The sequence below is a fragment of the Serinicoccus sediminis genome (genome assembly GCF_004153545.1).
GTDB classification, from domain to species: domain Bacteria; phylum Actinomycetota; class Actinomycetes; order Actinomycetales; family Dermatophilaceae; genus Ornithinicoccus; species Ornithinicoccus sediminis_A.
This window is the reverse complement of sequence record NZ_SDVA01000028.1, coordinates 1-19,072: the sequence shown is the minus strand read 5'-3', so window position 1 is coordinate 19,072 and position 19,072 is coordinate 1. Positions and strand designations below refer to the sequence as shown.

Here is a 19,072-nt window from a genome sequence, read left to right as displayed (position 1 = left end):
CGCCTGCTCGGCGCCGGCGCGCGCGGCCTCCGCGTCGGCCAGCGCCTGCGCGAGCTCGGCGACCCGCGCCTGCAGGTCGGCCTCCTCCTGGCGCACCCGGGCGGCCTGCGCGCGCAGCTCCTGGGGGTCGCGGCCGCGCCGCGACCGGCCGCTCTCCTCGGCGGCCAGGTCCTCCTCCTCCTCGGCGCCGAGCAGCCGGACCCGCTCGGCGGCCAGGTCCCCCAGCGCGCGCACCCGCTCGAGCAGCGAGGACAGGGAGTACCACCGGTCCTGCACCTCGGTGAGCGCCGGCGCCGCCGCGGCCCGCTCCTGCTCGAGCGCGGCGACCTGGGCGTCGGCGGCCCTGGCCGCCTCCTGCACGGCCGTGCGCTGCTCGACGAGCGCCCGCTCGTCGGCCATCTCCTGCTCGAGCGCGCTGGTGAGCTGCACGAGGTCGTCGGCGAGGATCCGCAGCCGGGCGTCCCGCACCTCCGCCTGGATGGTGGCGGCCCGCCGCGCGGTCTCCGCCTGCCGGCCGAGCGGTCCCAGCTGGCGCCGGATCTCGGAGGTCAGGTCGGCGAGCCGGGTGAGGTTGCCCTCCATCGTCTCCAGCTTGCGCAGCGCCCGCTCCTTGCGCTTGCGGTGCTTGAGCACCCCGGCGGCCTCCTCGATGAAGCCGCGACGCTCCTCCGGCGTCGCCCGCAGCACCTGGTCGAGCTGCCCCTGGCCGACGATGACGTGCATCTCCCGCCCGATGCCGGAGTCGGAGAGCAGCTCCTGCACGTCGAGCAGCCGGCACGAGGTGCCGTTGATGGCGTACTCCGACCCCCCGGTGCGGAACATCGTGCGGGTGATCGTCACCTCGGTGTAGTCGATCGGCAGCGCCCCGTCGGTGTTGTCGATGGTCAGCGACACCTCGGCCCTCCCCAGCGGCTGGCGCCCGGAGGTCCCGGCGAAGATGACGTCCTCCATCTTGCCGCCGCGCAGGCTCTTGGCGCCCTGCTCCCCCATGACCCAGGCGAGCGCGTCGACGACGTTGGACTTGCCCGAGCCGTTGGGCCCGACGATGCACGTGATGCCCGGCTCGAGGCGCATCGTCGTCGCCGAGGCGAACGACTTGAAGCCCTTGAGGGTGAGGCTCTTGACGTACATCGACCTGCTCTTCGCTCTCGGCTCCCGGGACGGCTCGATCGCCAACATACCTGCCGGGTATGCCGTGACCGCGCCGCCGCGCGGCGGCTCAGCGCTCGACGAACCCGGTGGTCCCCTCGCGGGCCGGGTGCCGCTGCACCACCACGCCGTCGACCCGGCCGGGCCGGCTGCGCGTGGACGGGTCCTCGCCCAGCAGGTCCACGAGCGTGTCGATCGCCGACCGCTCGCCCTGGGCGCTGACCTCGACCCGGCCGTCCGGCAGGTTCATGGCGTGGCCGACGAGCCCGAGCTCGAGCGCCCGGGCCCGCGTCCACCAGCGGAACCCCACCCCCTGGACCCGACCACGGACGAAGATCAGCGCGCGCTCCATACCTCCGAGACTACGGTGGGGGTATGCAGCAGCCACCCTCGAGCGCCCCCGCCTACCCCCCCGTCCACGACCGCCCGGTCCGGTGGGGCCTTCTCGCGGCGGGTGGCATCGCGCACGCCCTCGCCGAGGCGATCGCCGCGGTGGACGGCGGCGAGGTGGTCGCGGTCGCCGCCCGCGACGGCGGACGGGCCCGGTCCTTCGCCGAGGAGTACGGCATCCCCCGCTCCTACGGCGGCTACGAGGAGCTGATGCAGGACCCCGAGGTCGACGTCGTCTACATCTCCTCCACCCACCCGTTCCACCGCGACCAGGCGCTGGCCTGCATCGCCGCGGGCAAGCACGTCCTCGTCGAGAAGCCGACGACGCTCACCGTCCGTGACACCGAGGAGGTCTTCGAGGCGGCCCGCGCCGCCGGGGTGCTCGCGGTGGAGGCCATGTGGATGCGGTTCCAGCCGGTCGTGCTCGACGTCCTGGACCGGGTGCGCGCAGGGGAGGTCGGTGACGTCCGCAGCTTCCACGCCGCCTTCCCCGTGCCGTTCGCCTACGACGAGACCCACCGCCTCTTCGACCTCGCCAACGGCGGCGGGGCGCTGCTCGACCTCGGCATCTACCCGGTCACCCTGGCCCACCTGCTCGTCGGCCACCCCACCCACCTGCACGTCCTGGGGTCGACGGTCCCCACCGGCGCCGACGCCCTCGTCGCGCTGCAGTGGATGACGGAGGGAGGCGCCGTCGTCCAGGTGCTGACGGACTCGCGGTCGCACGGCACCACCGAGACGGTCGTCCGGGGCACCGAGGGCTCGATCACCCTGCACGGCCCGATCAACAACCCCACCTCGTTCACGCTGCGCCGCGGCGAGGACGAGGAGCGGGTCGAGGGGGACCGGCGCGGCTACCAGCACCAGGTCGAGGAGGTGCACCGGTGCCTGCGCGAGGGACTGCTGGAGTCCCCGTTGGCCCCGCACGCCGACACCGTCGCCATCATGACCATCCTGGAGAGCGCCCGGCGCGAGCTGGGGGTGCGCTACCCCCAGGAGGACGCCCCCCTGCACACCTGAGGCAGGATGACCCCGCGATGACCCAGCTGCTCCTCTTCCTCGCCGTCGGGTGCGTGATCCTCGTCGCCATCGGCCAGACGGCCACGCCCCGGTGGCAACGGCTGCCGCTGCGCCGGTGGACCCCCGTGCACGTCGCCGACCTGATGGGCCGCGGTCTGCGCGTCTTCTCCGACGCCGGGCAGGAACGCCTGCGGCGGCAGAACCTCGCGCGCGAGGAGGTCGAGGGCCGTCGTGCGGGTGACGAGCCGGAGGGGCCGGTGCCGCCCCCGCCACCGGACCCCGAGGACCCGCCGCCCGACCGGTGAGCGCTCAGGCGCGCACGCGGGGCACGGTCTGGCAGCGCGGGCAGAAGTGCGAGCTGCGGTTCATGAACTCCTCGCGCCGGATGGCGCTGCCGCAGCGCGCGCACGGCCGGCCGGTCTGGCCGTAGGCGTCCAGGGACCGGTCGAAGTAGCCGCTCGCCCCGTTGACGTTGACGTAGAGCGCGTCGAAGCTCGTCCCGCCCTGTGCCAGCGCCTCGCGCATGACCTCGGCGGCGTGGTCCAGCAGCCGACCGATCGCCGGTCGGGTCAGCGCCGAGGCGGGTCGCCGTCCGTGCACCCCGGCGCGCCAGAGGGCCTCGTCGGCGTAGATGTTGCCGATGCCGCTGACCACCCCCTGGTCCAGCAGCAGCCGCTTGACGGCCACGTTCTTGGACTTCATCGTGCGGATGACGCGTGGCCGGTCGAAGGCGTCCTCCAGCGGGTCCGGCGCGATGTGCGCCACCGGCTCGGGTATGCCGTGCACGTGTCCCCGTCCGGGCCCACCGCCGTGACCGTGGTCGGCGTCACCGTGGTGGGCCCGCTGGTGCGGGTCCGGCAGGAGCGGGGTGAGGGCCAGGCCGCCGAAGGTGCGCTGGTCGACGAACCGCAGCTGCGGCCCGTCGTCGTCGAAGTCGAGGGTGGCGTGCAGGTGCTTCTCGCGCGGTGCGTCCGCCGGCTCGACGAGCAGCTGCCCGCTCATCCCCAGGTGCATGACGAGGGCGTGCGGGTCGTCGTCGGGGGCGTCGAGGACCAGCCAGAGGTACTTCCCCCGGCGGTCGGCCGCCAGGACCTCGGACTGCCGCACCCGCGTAGCGAGGTCGACGGGCCCGCCGTCGTGCCGCCGGGCCACCCGCTGGCCCGACAGGTCGGCGGCGACGACACGCCGCCCCACGACGTGCTGGGCGAGCCCTCGACGGACGACCTCGACCTCGGGGAGCTCGGGCACGACGACCTCAGTCGGTGCCGGCGTCGGGCGCCGGGTCGACGGTCGGGCTGGTCGCGACCACCTCGGCCGCGCGGGCGGTCATGAGCTGCCACCCCTGCTCGGCCGCCTGCTGCTCGGCGAGCTTCTTGGACCGGCCCACCCCGGTGCCGACGACCTCCCCGCCGACGACGGCCCGGGCGGTGAAGGTCTTGTCGTGGTCGGGACCCTCGGCGTCCAGGACGTACTCGGGGGGACCCAGCTCGGCGGCGGACGCGACCTCCTGCAGGCTCGTCTTCCAGTCCAGGCCCGCCCCCAGGTCGGCGCTGCGCGCCATCACCGGGTCGAGGACGTGGTGGATGAAGGCGTCCGCCTGGGGCAGGCCCAACGAGACGTAGAGGCAGCCGATGACGGCCTCGGTGGTGTCGGCCAGGATCGAGTCCTTGTCGCGACCCCCGGTCCCCTCCTCGCCCTTGCCGAGCAGCACGAAGTCGCCGAGGTCGATGGTGCGGGCGACCTCGGCGAGCGCGCGGGAGTTGACCACCGCGGCACGCAGCTTGGCCAGCTGCCCCTCGGACAGGTCCGGATGGGTGCGGTAGAGCGTGTCGGTGACCACGATGCCCAGCACGGAGTCCCCGAGGAACTCCAGCCGCTCGTTGTGCGGCTGACCGTCGTGCTCGTAGGAGAACGACCGGTGCGTCAGGGAACGCAGCAGCAGCGCCTCGTCGCAGCGCTCACCGACGACCTCGGCGAGGTAGTCGTTGAGCTCCGCGACGGGGCGCATGCGGCTCCGGCTCAGGCCTGGTGCTCGGTGCGCTCGGCGGCGGCGTAGTGCCGACCACCGTAGGATCCGCAGGACGGGCACGCCTGGTGCGGGGTCGCCACGGCCTGGCACTGCGGGCAGGTGGTCAGCGCGATGGGGGCGGCCTTCCACTGCGAACGGCGGTGCCGGGTGTTGGAACGGGACATCTTCCGCTTGGGAACGGCCACGTCAGGTCCTCTTCTCGTCGTCGTCGGCCGGCGTGGCCAGGGAGGCCAGCGCCGACCACCGGGGGTCGATCACGTCGTGCTCGTGCTCCGGGTCGTCCGCCAGTCGGGCCCCGCACAGGGAGCACAGACCCGGACAGTCGTCCCGGCACACCGGTTGGAAGGGCAGGGTGGTCACGACGGCGTCCCGGATGACCTCTTCGAGGTCCATCAGGTCGTCGTCGAGGACCCGCTGCTCGTCCTCGTCGGTGCTCGCGTCCTTCTCGCTCGCCGACCGGCCCGCCACCTGCTGGTGGTGCGCCGCCCGGTCCGGGTAGGCGTACAGCTCCTGGAACGGGACGTCGATCTCGTCGACGATCTCGTCCAGGCAGCGCACGCACTCGCCGACCGCCGTGGCTCGGGCCTCCCCCGTCGCGAGGATCCCCTCGACCACCGACTCCAGTCGCAGCTCCACCTGCACCGGCGCGCCGGCGGGGATCGCGATGACGTCGGTGCCCAGGGGCTCCGTCGTGGTCACCTCACGCGACACCTCGCGCATCGTGCCGGGCCGACGGACCAGCTCCCGGGTGTCGAACACCCAGGCGCGTTCCGTCTGCTGGGCAGCCATGCTGAAGTCCCTCACGTGTGTCTGACCTGCTGATCGGGGTTCGGCCCTCATCCGTGGCGCGGAGGCGGGAAAGGACACAAACCGACTCGTCAGACTACCGGAGCGGGTGGCCGGGGCTCAAATCTGCCCCAGCGCCGCCAGCACCGGTGCGGGGACCAGCGCGGAGACGTCACCACCCAGCCGGTGCACCTCCTTGACCAGCGAGCTCGACACGTGCTCCAGCGCCGGGTCCCCGGGCAGGAAGACCGTCTCGACCCCGGTGAGGTGCCGGTTCATCAGGGCCATCGGCAGCTCGTAGGTGAAGTCGGTGCCGCCGCGCAGGCCCTTGACGACGGCCTGCGCCCCGACCTCCTGGCAGACGTCGACGAGCAGGCGCTCGGCATACGCCTCCACCCGCACCACGCCGGCCGCCTGCTCCGGCAGCGACTCCCGGACCAGCTCCAGACGCTGCCGGACCGGGAAGGTGCCCTGCTTGGCCGGGTTGTGCATCACCGCGACGACGACCTCGTCGTAGAGCGCCGCAGCCCGGGCGACGATGTCGACGTGACCCAGGGTCACCGGGTCGAAGGATCCGGGGCACACGCAGCGTCGGGTGGTCATGCGGGGAGCCTACTGGCCGCCCGGCACCCGTCCGGGGTCACTCCTCGTCGTCGAGCAGGCCGTCCTTCTCGGCCTGCTGCACCAGCTCGCGCACCTGGTCGACGGTGACGCCCCGGTCCAGGTGCTCACCACGGATCTCGAGGAAGGCGGCACCGAGGTCGGCGCGGTCCTGGTCGGACACCTCGTCGCGGGCCGGGTTGAGGATGGTGAGCTCCTCCTCGGTGAGGTGGTGCTGCAGCACCTCGTTCATCTCCTCGACGGCGTCGTCGAACTTCTGGGTGTCGGTGCCGGCGCACTCCAGCAGCGCGAGCAGCGCCCGGTTGATCTCGGCGTGCTCCTCCTCGCCGTGCTCGGCCTCGTGGGCGTCGATCGCCTCCTTGCGCCGCAGCCGGGGGTAGACCTTCTGCTCCTCGGCCTCACCGTGCGCGACGAGCACGGCGGCGAAGGCGGCCCGGGCGGCCTCGCGGTCGGAGCTGCTGTCGCGCAGCTCGCGCATGAGCTCCTCGAACAGTCGGTGGTCGGCCAGGATGAGGTCGACGACATCGCCGGAGACGGGGCGGGGGATGGTGTAGGACGTCATGGTCCGATCCTGGCAAACCGTCGGCTCACGTGCTCGTCGGGGTGACCGGCTCGGCCAGGTGCACGGCGGTCTCGCCGTAGCGTCGGGTGTCGAGGTGCACGAGGCCGGGTGGCCACGCCGGCCTCGGCGAGCGCGCGCTGCGCTCGACGACGACCAGGCCGTCCGGGTCGAGCCAGGGGACGAGCGCGGCCAGCACCTCGGCGAGCTCGGTCTCCGCCACCGGGTAGGGCGGGTCCAGCAGGGCCAGGTGGTAGGACCGGCCGGCCGGTCCCGCCGCCAGCACGGGGACCACCGAGCCGGTCACCACCTCCACCCCCTGGAGGCCCAGGTCGACGGCGTTGCGCTCGACGAGCCGCGCGGTCGCCCGGTGGCGCTCCACCGCCAGCAACCGCTCCGCCCCGCGGGAGACCGCCTCCAGCCCCAGCGCGCCGGACCCGGCGTAGAGGTCGAGGACCGCGCACCCGTCGAGGTCGAGGAGCGACTCGATGCGGGAGAAGACGGCCTCGCGGACCCGGTCGGTCGTGGGGCGCGTGGACGCCCCGCGAGGGGTCTGCAGGCTGCGCCCGCCGGCGGTCCCGGCGATGATGCGGGTCACCGTCTCATCCCCGCTCCAGGAAGGCCGCGCGGGCGGCGTCCAGCCGGGTGAGGGCGCGGGCGAGCGCCGGGTGCCGCTGCAGCTCGGGGTCGGCCTCGACGGTGCGCCACGCCGCCTCGTGGGCCTGGACGATGAGGTCCTCGTCGCGGGCGAGGCGCAGGAAGCGCAGCCCGCTGCGGCCGCCGCTCTGGCTGGCCCCCAGCACGTCGCCCTCGCGGCGGCTCTCGAGGTCCAGCCGGGCCAGCTCGAAGCCGTCGGTGGTGGCGGCCACCTGCTCCAGCCGCTCGACGGCCGCCGGGTCCACCCCCTCCCCCTGGGTGAGCAGCAGGGCCAGGCCGGGCTTGCCACCCCGGCCGACCCGGCCACGCAGCTGGTGCAGCTGGGAGATGCCGAAGCGGTCGGCGTCCAGGAGCACCATCGTCGTGGCGTTCGGGACGTCGACGCCGACCTCCACGACCGTCGTCGAGACGAGCACGTCCACGCGGCCCGCGGCGAAGGCCAGCATGACGGCGTCCTTCTCCTCGGCCCCCATGCGGCCGTGGAGCACCTCGATCGCGAGGTCAAGGGTCGCGGGGAGCCCACGCAGGCACCGGGCCACCTGGTGGACACCGTGCAGGGCGGGCGTGGCCGTCCCGGTGTCGACGAGCCCGGTGAGCAGGTCGGCCCCGTCGTCTCCGGTGGCGTCCGGCGCCGCGGCTCCGGTGGGCAGCCCCGGGCCGGCGGTGCCCGTGCCCGGCAGGTCCGGGTCGTCGGCGTCACCGATGCGCGGGCACACGACATACACCTGGCCCCCGCCCCGGACCTCCTCGGCGACCCGCTCCCACGTGCGGCGCACCCAGTCGGGGCGCTGGCCGTCGACGACGTAGCTGCTGATCGGGCGACGCCCGCCGGGCAGCTCGCGCAGGGTGGAGATCTCCATGTCGCCGTAGACCGTCATCGCCACGGTCCGCGGGATGGGGGTCGCGGTCATGACGAGCACGTGCGGGGCGGTGCCTTCCGGCGCCTTCGAACGCAGCGCGTCACGCTGCTCGACGCCGAAGCGGTGCTGCTCGTCGACGACGACCATGGCCAGCTCGGCGAACTGCACGTGCTGCTGGATGAGGGCGTGGGTGCCGACCACGATGCCGGCCTCCCCGGAGGCCGCCGCGAGCAGCGACGCGCGCCGCTCCGCCGCGGACTGGCTCCCCGTGAGCAGGGCGACGCGGGTGCCCTCGGCCAGCCCGCCCAGCAGCCCTGCCTCCGCGATCGGCCCCAGCAGGCCCGTCATCGACCGGTGGTGCTGGGCGGCGAGCACCTCGGTGGGCGCCAGCAGCGCGGCCTGACCCCCGGAGTCGACGACCGCCAGCATCGCGAGCAGGGCCAGCACCGTCTTGCCGGAGCCGACCTCCCCCTGGAGCAGCCGGTGCATGGGGACGTCGCGACCCAGGTCGTCGAGCAGCTCGGTGAGCACGCCCTCCTGCCCCTCGGTGAGCGCGAAGGGCAGCCGGCGCCGCAGCTGGGCGCCGAGGCCGCCGTCCTCGGCGGGCACGCGGGGGCGCGCCGGGACCGCGGTGGCCGAGCGCCGCACCTGGGCCAGCTGGGCCTGCACGGTAAACGCCTCGGTGAACTTCAGCCGCCACCGGCCGCGCCGCTGCTCGGCCTGCGTCCGGGGCCGGTGCACCAACCGGTAGGCCTCGAGCAGGCCGGGGAGGCCGACCTCCTCGCGCACCTGCTGCGGCACCGGGTCGGGCAGCTGGTCGAGGTGGTGGAAGACCAGCTCCAGGCACTGGCCGTGGACGATCGGGGACAGGCCCTTGGTCGCGGTGTAGACGGGCACGAGGCCGTCCAGCAGCCACTGCGCCCCGCCCTCCCCGTCCTCGCCCAGCGTGGCGTAGTCGGGGTGCGTCAGCTGCAGGGTCTCGCGCCACACCCCCACCTGGCCCGAGCACACCACGCGCACCCCGGGCCGGAGCCGGTCCTGGTGGCCGAAGGGCTTGAAGAAGGTGAGCTCGATGGTGCCGCCGGTGTCGTCCTCGACCTGCACCACGAGCCGGCGCCCGCGACGGTTGCGCATCTGGTGCGTGGTGGCGGCCCGGACCGTCCCCACCACCACGACGTCCTCGCCGTGCGGGAGGTCGCGGAAGGCGGTCGGCCGGCTGGGGTCGAGGTAGGTCCGCGGGAGCCAGTCCAGCAGCTGCCCCACGGTGGTGATGCCGCGGGCCTTCTCGAGGGTCCGGGCGCTGGTCCCCACGACGTCCCGCAGGCCGATGTCCAGCGGGTCGAGGTCGCCGTCGGCCACGGCGCGCAGGCGCGGGACCGCCATCACTCGACCCCGATCAGCGCGGTATAGGTCGGCTGGCCCCCGTCCACGACGGTCAGCTCCACGTCGCTGCCGGCCGTGCGCGCGGCCAGCTGGGTGTCCAGCTCGGCGCGCAGGGGCGCGTCGCTGCCCTCCCCGAGCAGGACGGTGACGAGCTCGACGCCGGGGTGCCACAGGGTGGACAGGACCACCTCGGTCACCGGCGCCGGGTCGTCCGCGACGGCGACGATGCCGTGGTCGACGATGCCGAGCCACTGGCCCGGGCGGCACGGCCCGACCGGGGTGTCCGCGCCTCGGTCGGCCCGGGTGACCGCACCACCGTGCACCGAGGTGGCGGCCTCACCCATGGCGCCGGCCACCCCCTCGAGGCGGCCGTCCGGGTCCAGCACGGCCAGCGCCGCCAGGCCCTCGAGCAGGGTGCGGGTGGGCACGACCTGGACGGCCAGCCCCTCCCGCCGCGCCTCGGCGGCCGCGGCGCGGGCCACCATCACCATGTCCTCGTCGTTGGGCAGCACGAGCACGCCCTCGGACTCGCAGGCCCGGATCGCGGCCAGCAGCTGGCCCGCCGACGCACGGTGCCGCGGCCCGCTCGGCACGAGGACCGCGCCCGCCGACATCATGAGCTCCTCCACCCCGTGGCCGAGGGCGCAGCTCACGACCTGCAGGCCGCTCGGCAGGGTGCCCCGGCCCGCGGCCGGTGCACCGCCGGGGTCAGCCGGCCCCGCGTCGTCGGCGGCACCCGACAGCGACGTGTGACGGACCTCGCCGACGACGCCGGCGAGACCGCCCGCCTCGAGCGCGGCGGACGGGTCGTCCAGGTGGACGTGCACCTGGTAGTCGTGCGGCCCCCCGGCCACGACGACCGAGTCGCCCACGTGGGCGAGGTGGGACCGCAGCCGCTCCGCGCGCTCGGGGTCGCTGCCGGTGAGGAGGAACATCACCTCCACGGCCCCCTCGCCGTCGTCCTGCGGGGCCGGGTCGGAGGCTCGTCCGGCCCCGCTGGACCACCAGTCCGGCACCTCCCCGTCTGAGCCGGCCGGCAGGCCCAGCAGCACGGTGTGCAGGGCCTCGACGACGAGCACCAGCCCCGCTCCCCCGGCATCGACGACCCCGGCGTCCCGCAGCTCGGCCAGCTGCTCCGGGGTCCGTGCGAGCGCCTCCTGCGCCTCGTGCAGCGCGGCCGCGACGACCTGCGCGACGTCACCCTCAGCGGCCTCGACCGCGGTGCGCGCGCCCCGCGCGGCGGCGCGGGCCACGGTGAGGATGGTGCCCTCCACCGGGGCGGCCAGGGCGTCCCAGGCGCTGCGCGCCGCCTGCTCGAAGGCGGCGGCGACCTCCCCGGGGCCGACCGCCTCGACGTCGGGACCGACCGCGTCGGCCAGCCCGCGGGCGAGCTGGGCGAGGATGACCCCGGAGTTGCCCCGTGCGGCCAGCAGCATCCCCCGGGCGATGAGGTGCAGCCCGTCGCGCAGCCCCCCGGCGCCGGCGCCGAGCTCCACCTGCACCCGGACGTGCTCCAGCGCGCCGTCGAGGGTGAGGAGCATGTTGGTGCCGGTGTCGCCGTCGGCCACGGGGAAGACGTTGAGGGCGTCGATCTGCTCGCGGGCCCCCGCCAGCGACAGCCGCGCCGTCATCGCCCACCGGCGGGCGGTCACGAGGTCGAGGGCTGCAGCGGGCACGCCCCCAACCTAGTGCCCGCCACCGACCGCCCCCGCCGCCCCGCACCGGACGCGCGCCCAGGCCGCACAGGACGTCCGCACAGGCCGCACAGGACGTCCGCTCAGCGCCGTCCGGACGCGTGCGCAGCGCCGACCGGACGCGCATACGCCATGATTTGGGTGCCGCGAGCGCCGTCCGGTACGCTGTTCCGGTTGCCTGCGCGCCCCGACGCCGCGGGACCTCGACCTCTCACCGGACGACCTTCAGGAGAACACCGTGGCTGCCACTTGCGACGTCTGCGCCAAGGGACCGAGCTTCGGTCACAGCATCTCGCACTCGCACCGCCGCACGAAGCGCCGTTGGAACCCCAACATCCAGCGCGTGCGCACCACCATCGGCGGCACCTCGAAGCGACTCAACGTCTGCACCTCCTGCCTGAAGGCGGGCAAGGTCACCCGCTGACCTCCCCCTCGGCAGGTACGTGAGCCGGCGGCACCCACCAGGGTGCCGCCGGCTCCGTCGTCCGGGGGCCCGCCCGGCTCAGCCCTGCGGGAGCACGCCCGCCGTCGGTCTGCGGCACCGCGTCGCGGCGCGACGGCCCCCGGTGCCGGTGGTACTCTCGCGGCACTCCGAGACCAGAGCCGGCGAAGGGTTCCCACGATGCGGTCCGACCGACGCCTCACCCTCACGACGGTCCTCGTCGTGCTCGTCCTCCTGGCCCCGTTCACGCTGCTCGGTGACCCGGGTTCGGCCCTGGCCCACCGCGCACTCCTGCTCGTCCTGGGGCTGCTGGTCGGCGCGGTCTGGTGGCGCAGCGTCCTGCGGTGGGGCCCCGCCGGTGCGCTGGTCGCCGCGGCCATGGCGGTGCCGATCCTGGTGCTCGTCTCCACCGCGGTCCTCGTGGGGGTGTGGCCGGTGCCCGGCGACTCTCTCGGGCTCTTCGTCTTCGCCTTCCCCCTGTGGGTCGTGGTGAGCTCCCTCATCGGCGGCGGCGTGCTGCACCTCCTCGCCGGGCGGCAGGCGTCGCCCGGCCCCGAGCGAGCGCCGCACCGCGACGCCGCCCCTCAGCCGCCGTAGTGGTCCCAGCCCCCCTGGGCGGGGTCGAGGCGGTCCGGTCCGAGCCACACCCCCGGCGGCGCGCTCGCGGCCGATGCCACGACGTCGCCCAGGACGTCCCACCCGTGCGGTACGGCACCGGGCGAGAAGGTGGCGAGCAGCACGTGCTCCTCCCCTTCGCCGAGCACGGCCCGCCGGGCCTCCGCGGGCGGCACCCCGTCGAGGGCCGCGGCGAGCTCGTCCACGACCCCGGGCCGCAGGTCGATCCGGACGTCGCTCGCCCGGGCCACGCGGTCGGCGTCCCGGACCAGACCGTCGGACACGTCGATCATCGAGGTCGCCCCGGCCCGTGCCGCCCGCGGCCCCTGCCACAGGTCGGTCCACGGACGCCGGTGGTAGTCAACCCACGGCCCCTCGCGCCATCCCTCCAGCAGCTGCGCGAGCCCGGCTCCCGAGCGGCCCAGCGGCCCCGAGACGGCGAGCACGTCACCCGGACGCGCCCCGTCACGCAGCACCGGGCGCTCCACCCCCTCGGGCAGCTCGCCCAGCGCCGTGACACCCACCATGACCACGCCGTCCGGGGCCGCGCTCAGGTCGCCCCCGACGACCGGCACGCCGCTGCGCCGCGCGGCCCACGCCATACCCTCCGCCAGGCCCCGCGCCCACGCCACCGGCAGCCGGCGGTGCGCCGCGAGCGTGACGAGCAGACCGGTCCCCCGACCCCCCATCGAGGCGATGTCGGCGAGGTTCTGGGTGGTGACCTTGACCCCGACGTCCTGCGGCGTCGACCAGTCGTCGCGCCAGTCCTGCCCCAGGACCATGGTGTCCGTCGTCGCCAGGACCGCCCCGCGCGCCGCCCTGAGGTATGCCGTGTCGTCACCCGGCCCGACGAGGACGCCGTCGCCGGGCTGGTCGGCCAGGGCGGCGAAGACCTCGGCCAGCACGCCCCGCTCCCCCACCTCGCCCAGCACCGGTCCACCGGCCGCGCCCCCGCCCTCAGGCACCCCTGCACCGTCCTCGCTCGCGTCCACCCCCGCACGGTAGCCTCCCACCTACCCAGCCGGAGGAGGAAGCCCGTGGTCAAGGCATACATGCTCGTCCAGACCCAGGTCGGCGCGTCGGCACAGGTCACGCGCACGATCCGGGAGCTCGCGGGGGTGGTGAGCGCGGAGGACGTCGCCGGGCCCTACGACGTGATCGTCGTCGTGCAGGCGCCCACCGTGGCCGAGCTGGGTCGTGGGGTCATCGCCGGTGTCCTGGAGGTCCCGGGCATCACCCGCACCACGACGTGCACCGTCGTCGAGCTCTGAGGCGCGCGCTGCCGGCGGCCGCGGCTGCCCTGACGCTGACGCTCACCGGCTGCGGGGACGACCCGGTGCGCGCCGTGCCCTTCGACGCCGCCGACTCCGAGCCCTGCCAGCAGGTCGCCCGGTTCTGGCCGAGCACCGTCGGCCCCTACGAGGCCCGGGTCACCGCGGTGCAGTCCGAGGGCGTCGCCGCATGGGGCGACCCGCCCATCGTCGCGCGCTGCGGCAAGGCGCCCCCCGGCCCCACCACGGACCCGTGCATCGACGTCAACGGCGTGGACTGGGTGGCCACCCCGCTCGACGACGGCGGCACCATGTTCACCACCTTCGGCCGGGACCCGGCCCTCGAGGTGCTGGTGCCGGCCGCCTACGACAGCCACCCGTTGCTGCTGCCGCCCTTCGGCGCCGCTGCCGAGGCCGTCCCGCAGACCCTCGGCGAGTGCTCCTCCGCGCAGCGGTGAGGACGTCGCGGCGCCGGACGGCGCCGGGGGTGGCCCCGGCGCGAGCCGGCCTCAGCGCAGCCCGAGGGGGCGCTCCAGCGCGAGCGTGATGAGCTCGTCCACCAGCTCGGGGTAGCTCATGCCCGACGCGGCCCACGCCTGGGGGTACATCGAGTAGGGCGTGAATCCGGGCATGGTGTTGATCTCGTTGAGCACCACCTCGCCGCGCGGGGTGACGAAGCAGTCGACCCGGGAGAGCCCCTCGGCGTCGGCCACCTCGAAGGCGACCGCGGCGACCCGGTGGATCTCGTCGCGGATGTGGTCGGGCAGGTCGGCGGGCGCCGTGATCTGCACGCTGGCCTCGTCGAGGTACTTCGCCTCGAAGTCGTAGAAGTCGTGGGCGCCGGAGACCACGATCTCCCCGCACTCGCTGATCCTCGGGGGCTCCGAGCCACGCCCACCGAGGACGCCGCACTCGATCTCCCGGCCCTCGATGCCCTGCTCGACCAGCACCTTCGGGTCGTGGTCCCGGGCCTTGTCGACGGCCACCTCGAGGTCCTCGGGCCGCTCGACCTTGACGACGCCGACCGAGGACCCGGCGCGGGCCGGCTTGACGAAGACGGGGAACCGCAGGCCGGAGGCGGCGTCCAGCGCCGCGGCCCGGTCACGGCGCCACTGCCGGTCGGTGATGACCGTGTAGGGGCCGACCGGGAGCCCCGCCGAGGCGAAGAGCACCTTCATCACGTGCTTGTCCATCATCGCGGCCGACGCCATCACCCCGCACCCGACGTAGGGCAGGTCGGCCAGTTCCAGCAGCCCCTGGATGGTGCCGTCCTCGCCGAAGGGTCCGTGCAGGAGCGGGAAGACGACGTCGACCTCCCCGATGGGGTGCACCTCTCCGGCGTCGTCGACCCAGGACCACTCGTGCTCGACGCCGCCCAGCGGCACGATGACCCGTCGGCCGGTGTCGGTGACCGAGGGCAGCCGGCCGTCCCGGATGTCGAGGGCCTCGGGGTCGTCGTCCACGAGCACCCAGTGGCCCTCACGGGTGATGCCGACCGGCACCACGGCATACCGCTCCCGGTCGAGGGCCCGCAGGACGCTGGCGGCGGTGGCGCACGAGATCGCGTGCTCGTCGGAACGGCCGCCGAAGACCAGGGCCACGCGGCGGAGGGCGTCGGGGGCGGGCGGGGTAGCGGTGTCCATCGGCGTCGAGCCTAGCCACAACGGCGTGACGGTCGGCGCAGGACGCGCACGCCGGTCAGTGACGCTCGTGCTTGCGGGCCCGGGTCATGAGCTCGCCGGTGAGCCGCTCCGGGGTGATCGCCCCGTCCACCACCGCGGTCACGCCCTGGCAGATGGGCATGTCGACCCCGTGCCGGGCACCGAGCTCGACGACGCTGCGGCACGACTTGACGCCTTCCGCGGTCTGGTGCGGCACGGCGAGGATCTCCTCGACGGTCCGGCCCTGGCCCAGGGCCACGCCCACCCGGTGGTTGCGGGACAGCGGCGACATGCAGGTCGCGATCAGGTCACCGACCCCGGCCAGCCCCATGAGGGTCGCCGAATCCGCGCCGAGCGCCTGGCCGAGGCGGGCGGTCTCGGCGAGCCCGCGGGTGATGAGGCTCGACTTGGTGTTGTCGCCGTAGCCGAGCCCCTCGGCCATCCCGACCGCGAGGGCGATGACGTTCTTCACCGCGCCCCCCAGCTCGGCGCCCACGACGTCCGTCTGCGTGTAGGGGCGGAAGTAGGCCGTCATGACCGCGTCCGCGACCCGGTCGGCGGTGCCGTGGTCGGTGGCGGCGACCACGCTCGCCGCCGGTTGCCGGGCGGCGATCTCGCGGCTGAGGTTGGGGCCGGTGACGACGACGATGCGGTGCTCGTCGACACCGCTGCCCGCGATGACCTCGCTCATCCGCCGTCCGGTGCCGAGCTCGATGCCCTTCATGAGCGAGACCACCGGCGCCCCGGCCGGCAGGTGCGCGCCCCACGCGTCCAGGTTGTCCTGGAGGCTCTGGCTGGGGACGGCGAGCACCACGAGGTCGGCACCGTCCGCCGCCTCCCGCGGGTCGTCGGTGGCGGTGACGACGTCACCGAGCTCGAGCTCGGGCAGGTAGTCGGGGTTGCGGCGCTCCTCCCGCAGGTGGCGGGCCACCTCCGGCCGGCGCGCCCACAGCGTCACCCGCTCGGCGCCCGCGTCCGCGAGGATCTGCGCGAACGCGGTCCCCCAGCTCCCCGCACCGAAGATCGCGGCGCGGGTCACCGGCCCGTCTCCCGGTGCTCGTGCGGATGCTCGGGCGGGGTCTCCCCGCGCAGCGTCGCCAGCTGGGCCGTGACCGCGGCCATGATGCGCGTGGTGGCCTCGGTGTGCGCCCGGGGGTCCTCGGCCCGGTCCCGCAGGTCGGACAGGTCGACCGGCGGACCGGCCAGGACCTGCTGCACGGGGCGGGCGAGCAGGTTGCCCGGGCGGCGGGCGTAGCGGCCGAGGAGGCGCTGGGCACCCCACTGGGCCACCGGCACGACCGGCGCACCCGAGGTGAGCGCCAGACGGCCGACCCCTGGCTTGGCGCGCATGGGCCACAGGTCCGGGTCCCGGGTCAGGGTGCCCTCCGGCATGATGACGATGCAGCGCCCCTCCGCCAGGGCGTCGCGGGCGGCGACGAGGGCGTCGCGGGCCCGTGAGCTGGCGCGGTAGACCGGCACCTGCTCGAGATGGGTGAGGGCGCGGCCCAGCAGCGGCACCTCGAAGAGCGAGGACTTGGCCAGGTAGAACGGCGGGTGCCCGTGGTCGACGAGGTAGTGCGCCAGGGTGAGCGGGTCCACCTCGGAGTAGTGGTTGCCCGCCACGATGAAGCCGCCCTCACGGGGCAGGTGCTCGCCGCCGGCCCAGTCGCGTCGGGTCCCCGCCTGCAGCAGCGGCCGCACGGTGGCGATCACGGCGTGGTAGGACCAGGGCAGGTCGTAGCGGCTGGGCTGGCGTCTCACGACGGTCATCTTTGCATCCGGGACCCCGGGTCGCGAGGATCGACCGGTGACCCCGACCCCTCGCACGCCCCGGCCCGCGACCACGTGGCGGCTGGTGGTGCCCGTCCAGCGCGCCGAGCGGGCCAAGACGCGGCTCGTCGCCCCCGAGGGGGTGGACAGGGTGGACCTGGCCCGGGCCATCGCGGCAGACACCCTCGACGCGGTATGCCGCGCCCTCCCGCCGGCCGATGTCGTCGTGGTGACCTCGGACCCGGTCGGCGCGGAGCTGGCGGCGGGGCTGGGCGCCCGGGTCGTGGGCGACCCCGGAGGCGGGCTGAACGCCGCGATCGGTGCCGGGCTGGAGGTCGCCGCCCAGGGCGGTGCCGACCGAGCCCCGCGCGTCGACCGGGCGGGCCGGGCGCCGGCCCGCCCTGCGGAGGTGGCCGCGACGCCGGACGGCGCGTGGGGGGTCGGCGTGCTGCTCGGCGACCTCCCGTGCCTGCGGCCCGAGGACCTGCTGGCCGCCCTCGACATCTGCGCCCGGCACGAGCGGGCGGTGGTCCCCGACGCCGAGGGCACGGGCACCGTGCTGCTCACGGCCCGCGACGCGGCGCCGGCCCCCCTGTTCGGCCGGGGCAGCGCCGCCCGGCACGCCCGCACCGCCGAGGTCCTGGGGCTCGACCTCCCCCGCCTGCGCCGGGACGTGGACACGACCGCCGACCTGCGCGACGCCATACGCCTGGGTACCGGGGCCCGGACCGCGCGGCTGCTCACCCCTCCCGACGCCGAGGGGTCGTCGGCCTAGAGTGGGAGCCATGCAGGCGACCGTGCACACCTACGACCTGGAGGAGCGCACGGGCGAGGTCCTCCTCGACACCGGCCGCGTGCTCCCGTTCCCGGCCTCGGCCGTCGAGGCCAGCGGCCTGCGGCACCTGCGGCTGGGCCAGCGGGTGAGCATCGAGGTGGCCGACGGTGCGGACCCCGAGACCCGGGGCGCCACGGTCTCGCGGGTGTGGATCGTCGGCATCGGCGAGGGCGAGACCATCACCTGAGCCGGCTCCCGGCCCCTCCCCCACCCCCCCACCCTCGCTCCCTCTCCCCACCGGGCGCCGCGAATGGTTGGCCCGAGCCTCACCGGGCGCCGCGAATGGTTGCCCTGAGCCTCACCGGGCGCCGCGAAGGGTTGGCCCGAGCCTCACCGGGCGCCGCGAAGGGTTGGCCCGAGCCTCACCGGGCGCCGCCAAGGGTTGGCCCGAGCCTCACCGGGCGCCGCCAATGGTTGGCCCGAGCCTCACCGGGCGCCGCCAATGGTTGGCCCGAGCCTCACCGGGCGCCGCCAATGGTTGGCCCGAGCCTCACCGGGCGCCGCGAATGGTTGGCCCGAGCCTCACCGGGCGCCGCCAATGGTTGGCCCGAGCCTCACCGGGCGCCGCGAAGGGTGGGTGGCCAGTCGTCCGTGACTGTCGGTCAGGAGACAACCATTCGCGGCGCCCGGTCGGTCAGGAGGCAACCATTCGCGGCGCTCGGTCGGACAGGAGACAACCATTCGCGGCGCTCGGTCGGACAGGAGGCAACCATTCGCGGCGCTCGGTCGGGTGGCTCAGCCCTTGTTCTTCCCGCTCTTGCTCTTCTTCTTGCCGTCCTTGTCCTTCTTGGCGCCCTTGTCCTTCTGGCCGTTCTTGTCCTTCTTGCCGTTCTTGTCCTTCGTGCCCTTCTTGCCCGCACCCTTCGTAGCGCCCTCGCCCGGAGACGGGGCCGACGTCGCCGCTGGCTTCTGCCCCGACGTCCCCTCGTCCTTCTTCTTCTTGCCCTTCTTCTTGTCCTTGGTGGCGACCTGGTCGTTCTTCACCCGCGCGAGCTCGGCCTTCTTGGCCGAGATCATGCCTGCGGTGATGTCCTCGCCCCCGGCGAAGACCCGGCCACCGGCGGCCGGCGCCGCGGGGCCAGACTCGACGTCCACGGGGGCCGCGTCGCTGGGCGGCTCCTTGCGCACGCTGGACGGGGTGCCGGAGGTCGCCCGCCGCTGCCCCCTGCCCCCCCCCCCCTTCCACCCCCCCCCCAGCCCCCCCCCCCCCCACAACCACCCACCCGCATCCTCCCCCCCCCCCCCCCGCCCCCCCCCCCCCCCCCCCCCCCCCCCCACTCCCCACTCCTCCGCCCCCCACCCCCCCCCCCCACCACCCCCCCCACCCACC

24 protein-coding genes are annotated in these 19,072 nt (G+C 74.9%); 8 read left to right on the top strand and 16 right to left on the bottom strand.

What is annotated here, in order from left to right:
* Positions 1 to 1,131: chromosome segregation SMC family protein (locus tag EUS26_RS16325; RefSeq protein WP_165368657.1), on the bottom strand; the 1,131-nt coding region annotated here is incomplete at its 3' end.
* Positions 1,132 to 1,219: 88 nt separating this feature from the next.
* The gene (locus tag EUS26_RS16320; protein ID WP_130014891.1) at positions 1,220 to 1,501 is read right to left on the bottom strand and encodes an acylphosphatase; all 282 of its coding nucleotides are present in this window, start codon (positions 1,499 to 1,501) and stop codon (positions 1,220 to 1,222) included.
* Positions 1,502 to 1,524: 23 nt separating this feature from the next.
* Here EUS26_RS16320 and EUS26_RS16315 point away from each other — a divergent pair, with 23 nt between their 5' ends.
* Both EUS26_RS16315 and EUS26_RS16310 read left to right on the top strand, forming a co-directional pair.
* Positions 1,525 to 2,559 (top strand): Gfo/Idh/MocA family protein, encoded by a 1,035-nt coding sequence (locus EUS26_RS16315; RefSeq protein ID WP_130014890.1) that lies wholly within the window; start codon positions 1,525 to 1,527, stop codon positions 2,557 to 2,559.
* Between the two features lie 17 nt (positions 2,560 to 2,576).
* Positions 2,577 to 2,864 carry a hypothetical protein gene (locus tag EUS26_RS16310; RefSeq protein WP_130014889.1) on the top strand — a complete coding sequence of 96 codons (288 nt, stop codon included), beginning with the start codon at positions 2,577 to 2,579 and terminating at the stop codon, positions 2,862 to 2,864.
* Between the two features lie 4 nt (positions 2,865 to 2,868).
* Here EUS26_RS16310 and mutM read toward each other — a convergent pair whose 3' ends face one another.
* The 9 genes from mutM to EUS26_RS16265 all read right to left on the bottom strand — a co-directional run bounded on the left by mutM (position 2,869) and on the right by EUS26_RS16265 (position 11,130).
* Positions 2,869 to 3,807, bottom strand: coding sequence for a bifunctional DNA-formamidopyrimidine glycosylase/DNA-(apurinic or apyrimidinic site) lyase (mutM, locus tag EUS26_RS16305; protein WP_130014888.1), 939 nt, complete (start codon positions 3,805 to 3,807; stop codon positions 2,869 to 2,871).
* A 7-nt stretch (positions 3,808 to 3,814) separates the two neighbouring features.
* The gene (rnc, locus tag EUS26_RS16300; RefSeq protein ID WP_130014887.1) at positions 3,815 to 4,567 is read right to left on the bottom strand and encodes a ribonuclease III; all 753 of its coding nucleotides are present in this window, start codon (positions 4,565 to 4,567) and stop codon (positions 3,815 to 3,817) included.
* Between the two features lie 11 nt (positions 4,568 to 4,578).
* On the bottom strand, positions 4,579 to 4,773 hold the full coding sequence (gene rpmF, locus EUS26_RS16295; RefSeq protein ID WP_130014886.1) for a 50S ribosomal protein L32: 195 nt from the start codon (positions 4,771 to 4,773) through the stop codon (positions 4,579 to 4,581).
* A gap of 1 nt (position 4,774) precedes the next feature.
* Positions 4,775 to 5,377, bottom strand: a complete 603-nt coding sequence (locus EUS26_RS16290) for a YceD family protein (RefSeq protein WP_130014885.1) — start codon at positions 5,375 to 5,377, stop codon at positions 4,775 to 4,777.
* A 117-nt stretch (positions 5,378 to 5,494) separates the two neighbouring features.
* Positions 5,495 to 5,977: a pantetheine-phosphate adenylyltransferase gene (gene coaD / locus EUS26_RS16285; RefSeq protein ID WP_130014884.1), complete on the bottom strand. Its 483-nt coding sequence runs from the start codon at positions 5,975 to 5,977 to the stop codon at positions 5,495 to 5,497.
* Positions 5,978 to 6,014: 37 nt separating this feature from the next.
* Positions 6,015 to 6,557, bottom strand: a complete 543-nt coding sequence (locus EUS26_RS16280; RefSeq protein WP_130014883.1) for a hemerythrin domain-containing protein — start codon at positions 6,555 to 6,557, stop codon at positions 6,015 to 6,017.
* A 25-nt stretch (positions 6,558 to 6,582) separates the two neighbouring features.
* Positions 6,583 to 7,152, bottom strand: a complete 570-nt coding sequence (rsmD, locus tag EUS26_RS16275) for a 16S rRNA (guanine(966)-N(2))-methyltransferase RsmD (protein WP_130014882.1) — start codon at positions 7,150 to 7,152, stop codon at positions 6,583 to 6,585.
* Positions 7,153 to 7,156: 4 nt separating this feature from the next.
* Positions 7,157 to 9,454, bottom strand: coding sequence for an ATP-dependent DNA helicase RecG (locus tag EUS26_RS16270; protein WP_130014881.1), 2,298 nt, complete (start codon positions 9,452 to 9,454; stop codon positions 7,157 to 7,159).
* Complete coding sequence (locus tag EUS26_RS16265) at positions 9,454 to 11,130, bottom strand: DAK2 domain-containing protein (protein ID WP_130014880.1); 1,677 nt, start codon at positions 11,128 to 11,130, stop codon at positions 9,454 to 9,456. The genes EUS26_RS16270 and EUS26_RS16265 overlap by 1 nt, the downstream gene beginning before the upstream one ends.
* A 256-nt stretch (positions 11,131 to 11,386) precedes the next feature.
* Here EUS26_RS16265 and rpmB point away from each other — a divergent pair, with 256 nt between their 5' ends.
* Together rpmB and EUS26_RS16255 are read left to right on the top strand one after the other, a co-directional pair.
* A complete protein-coding gene (rpmB, locus tag EUS26_RS16260) occupies positions 11,387 to 11,572 on the top strand; it encodes a 50S ribosomal protein L28 (RefSeq protein WP_083519004.1) in 186 nt (61 codons plus the stop codon).
* A 198-nt stretch (positions 11,573 to 11,770) separates the two neighbouring features.
* The gene (locus EUS26_RS16255) at positions 11,771 to 12,187 is read left to right on the top strand and encodes a hypothetical protein (RefSeq protein ID WP_130014879.1); all 417 of its coding nucleotides are present in this window, start codon (positions 11,771 to 11,773) and stop codon (positions 12,185 to 12,187) included.
* On the opposite strand, the gene EUS26_RS16250 is transcribed toward EUS26_RS16255, so the two are convergent.
* The gene (locus EUS26_RS16250) at positions 12,175 to 13,197 is read right to left on the bottom strand and encodes a thiamine-phosphate kinase (protein WP_130014878.1); all 1,023 of its coding nucleotides are present in this window, start codon (positions 13,195 to 13,197) and stop codon (positions 12,175 to 12,177) included. The genes EUS26_RS16255 and EUS26_RS16250 overlap by 13 nt on opposite strands.
* A 45-nt stretch (positions 13,198 to 13,242) precedes the next feature.
* Here EUS26_RS16250 and EUS26_RS16245 point away from each other — a divergent pair, with 45 nt between their 5' ends.
* Positions 13,243 to 13,476, top strand: a complete 234-nt coding sequence (locus EUS26_RS16245) for an Lrp/AsnC family transcriptional regulator (protein WP_130014877.1) — start codon at positions 13,243 to 13,245, stop codon at positions 13,474 to 13,476.
* Positions 13,455 to 13,934, top strand: coding sequence for a DUF3515 family protein (locus EUS26_RS16240; protein ID WP_238149040.1), 480 nt, complete (start codon positions 13,455 to 13,457; stop codon positions 13,932 to 13,934). The genes EUS26_RS16245 and EUS26_RS16240 overlap by 22 nt, the downstream gene beginning before the upstream one ends.
* Positions 13,935 to 13,985: 51 nt before the next feature.
* Here EUS26_RS16240 and EUS26_RS16235 read toward each other — a convergent pair whose 3' ends face one another.
* Genes EUS26_RS16235 through EUS26_RS16225 form a run of 3 tightly spaced genes read right to left on the bottom strand, consistent with a single transcriptional unit; the run spans position 13,986 to position 16,907 of the window.
* On the bottom strand, positions 13,986 to 15,119 hold the full coding sequence (locus EUS26_RS16235; protein WP_130014876.1) for a D-alanine--D-alanine ligase family protein: 1,134 nt from the start codon (positions 15,117 to 15,119) through the stop codon (positions 13,986 to 13,988).
* A gap of 55 nt (positions 15,120 to 15,174) precedes the next feature.
* A complete protein-coding gene (locus EUS26_RS16230) occupies positions 15,175 to 16,176 on the bottom strand; it encodes an NAD(P)H-dependent glycerol-3-phosphate dehydrogenase (protein ID WP_130014875.1) in 1,002 nt (333 codons plus the stop codon).
* Positions 16,173 to 16,907: a lysophospholipid acyltransferase family protein gene (locus EUS26_RS16225; protein ID WP_130014874.1), complete on the bottom strand. Its 735-nt coding sequence runs from the start codon at positions 16,905 to 16,907 to the stop codon at positions 16,173 to 16,175. The genes EUS26_RS16230 and EUS26_RS16225 overlap by 4 nt, the downstream gene beginning before the upstream one ends.
* A gap of 37 nt (positions 16,908 to 16,944) precedes the next feature.
* On the opposite strand from EUS26_RS16225, the gene EUS26_RS16220 reads away from it, so the two are divergent.
* Positions 16,945 to 17,682 (top strand): CofC family guanylyltransferase, encoded by a 738-nt coding sequence (locus tag EUS26_RS16220; RefSeq protein ID WP_130014873.1) that lies wholly within the window; start codon positions 16,945 to 16,947, stop codon positions 17,680 to 17,682.
* A gap of 10 nt (positions 17,683 to 17,692) precedes the next feature.
* Entirely contained in the window at positions 17,693 to 17,929 is a 237-nt protein-coding gene (locus EUS26_RS16215; RefSeq protein WP_130014872.1) for a hypothetical protein, read from the top strand.
* Between the two features lie 548 nt (positions 17,930 to 18,477).
* Here the strand turns inward: EUS26_RS16215 and EUS26_RS16210 are convergent.
* Positions 18,478 to 18,837, bottom strand: a complete 360-nt coding sequence (locus EUS26_RS16210) for a hypothetical protein (protein ID WP_238149039.1) — start codon at positions 18,835 to 18,837, stop codon at positions 18,478 to 18,480.
* Positions 18,838 to 19,072 lie beyond the last annotated feature (235 nt).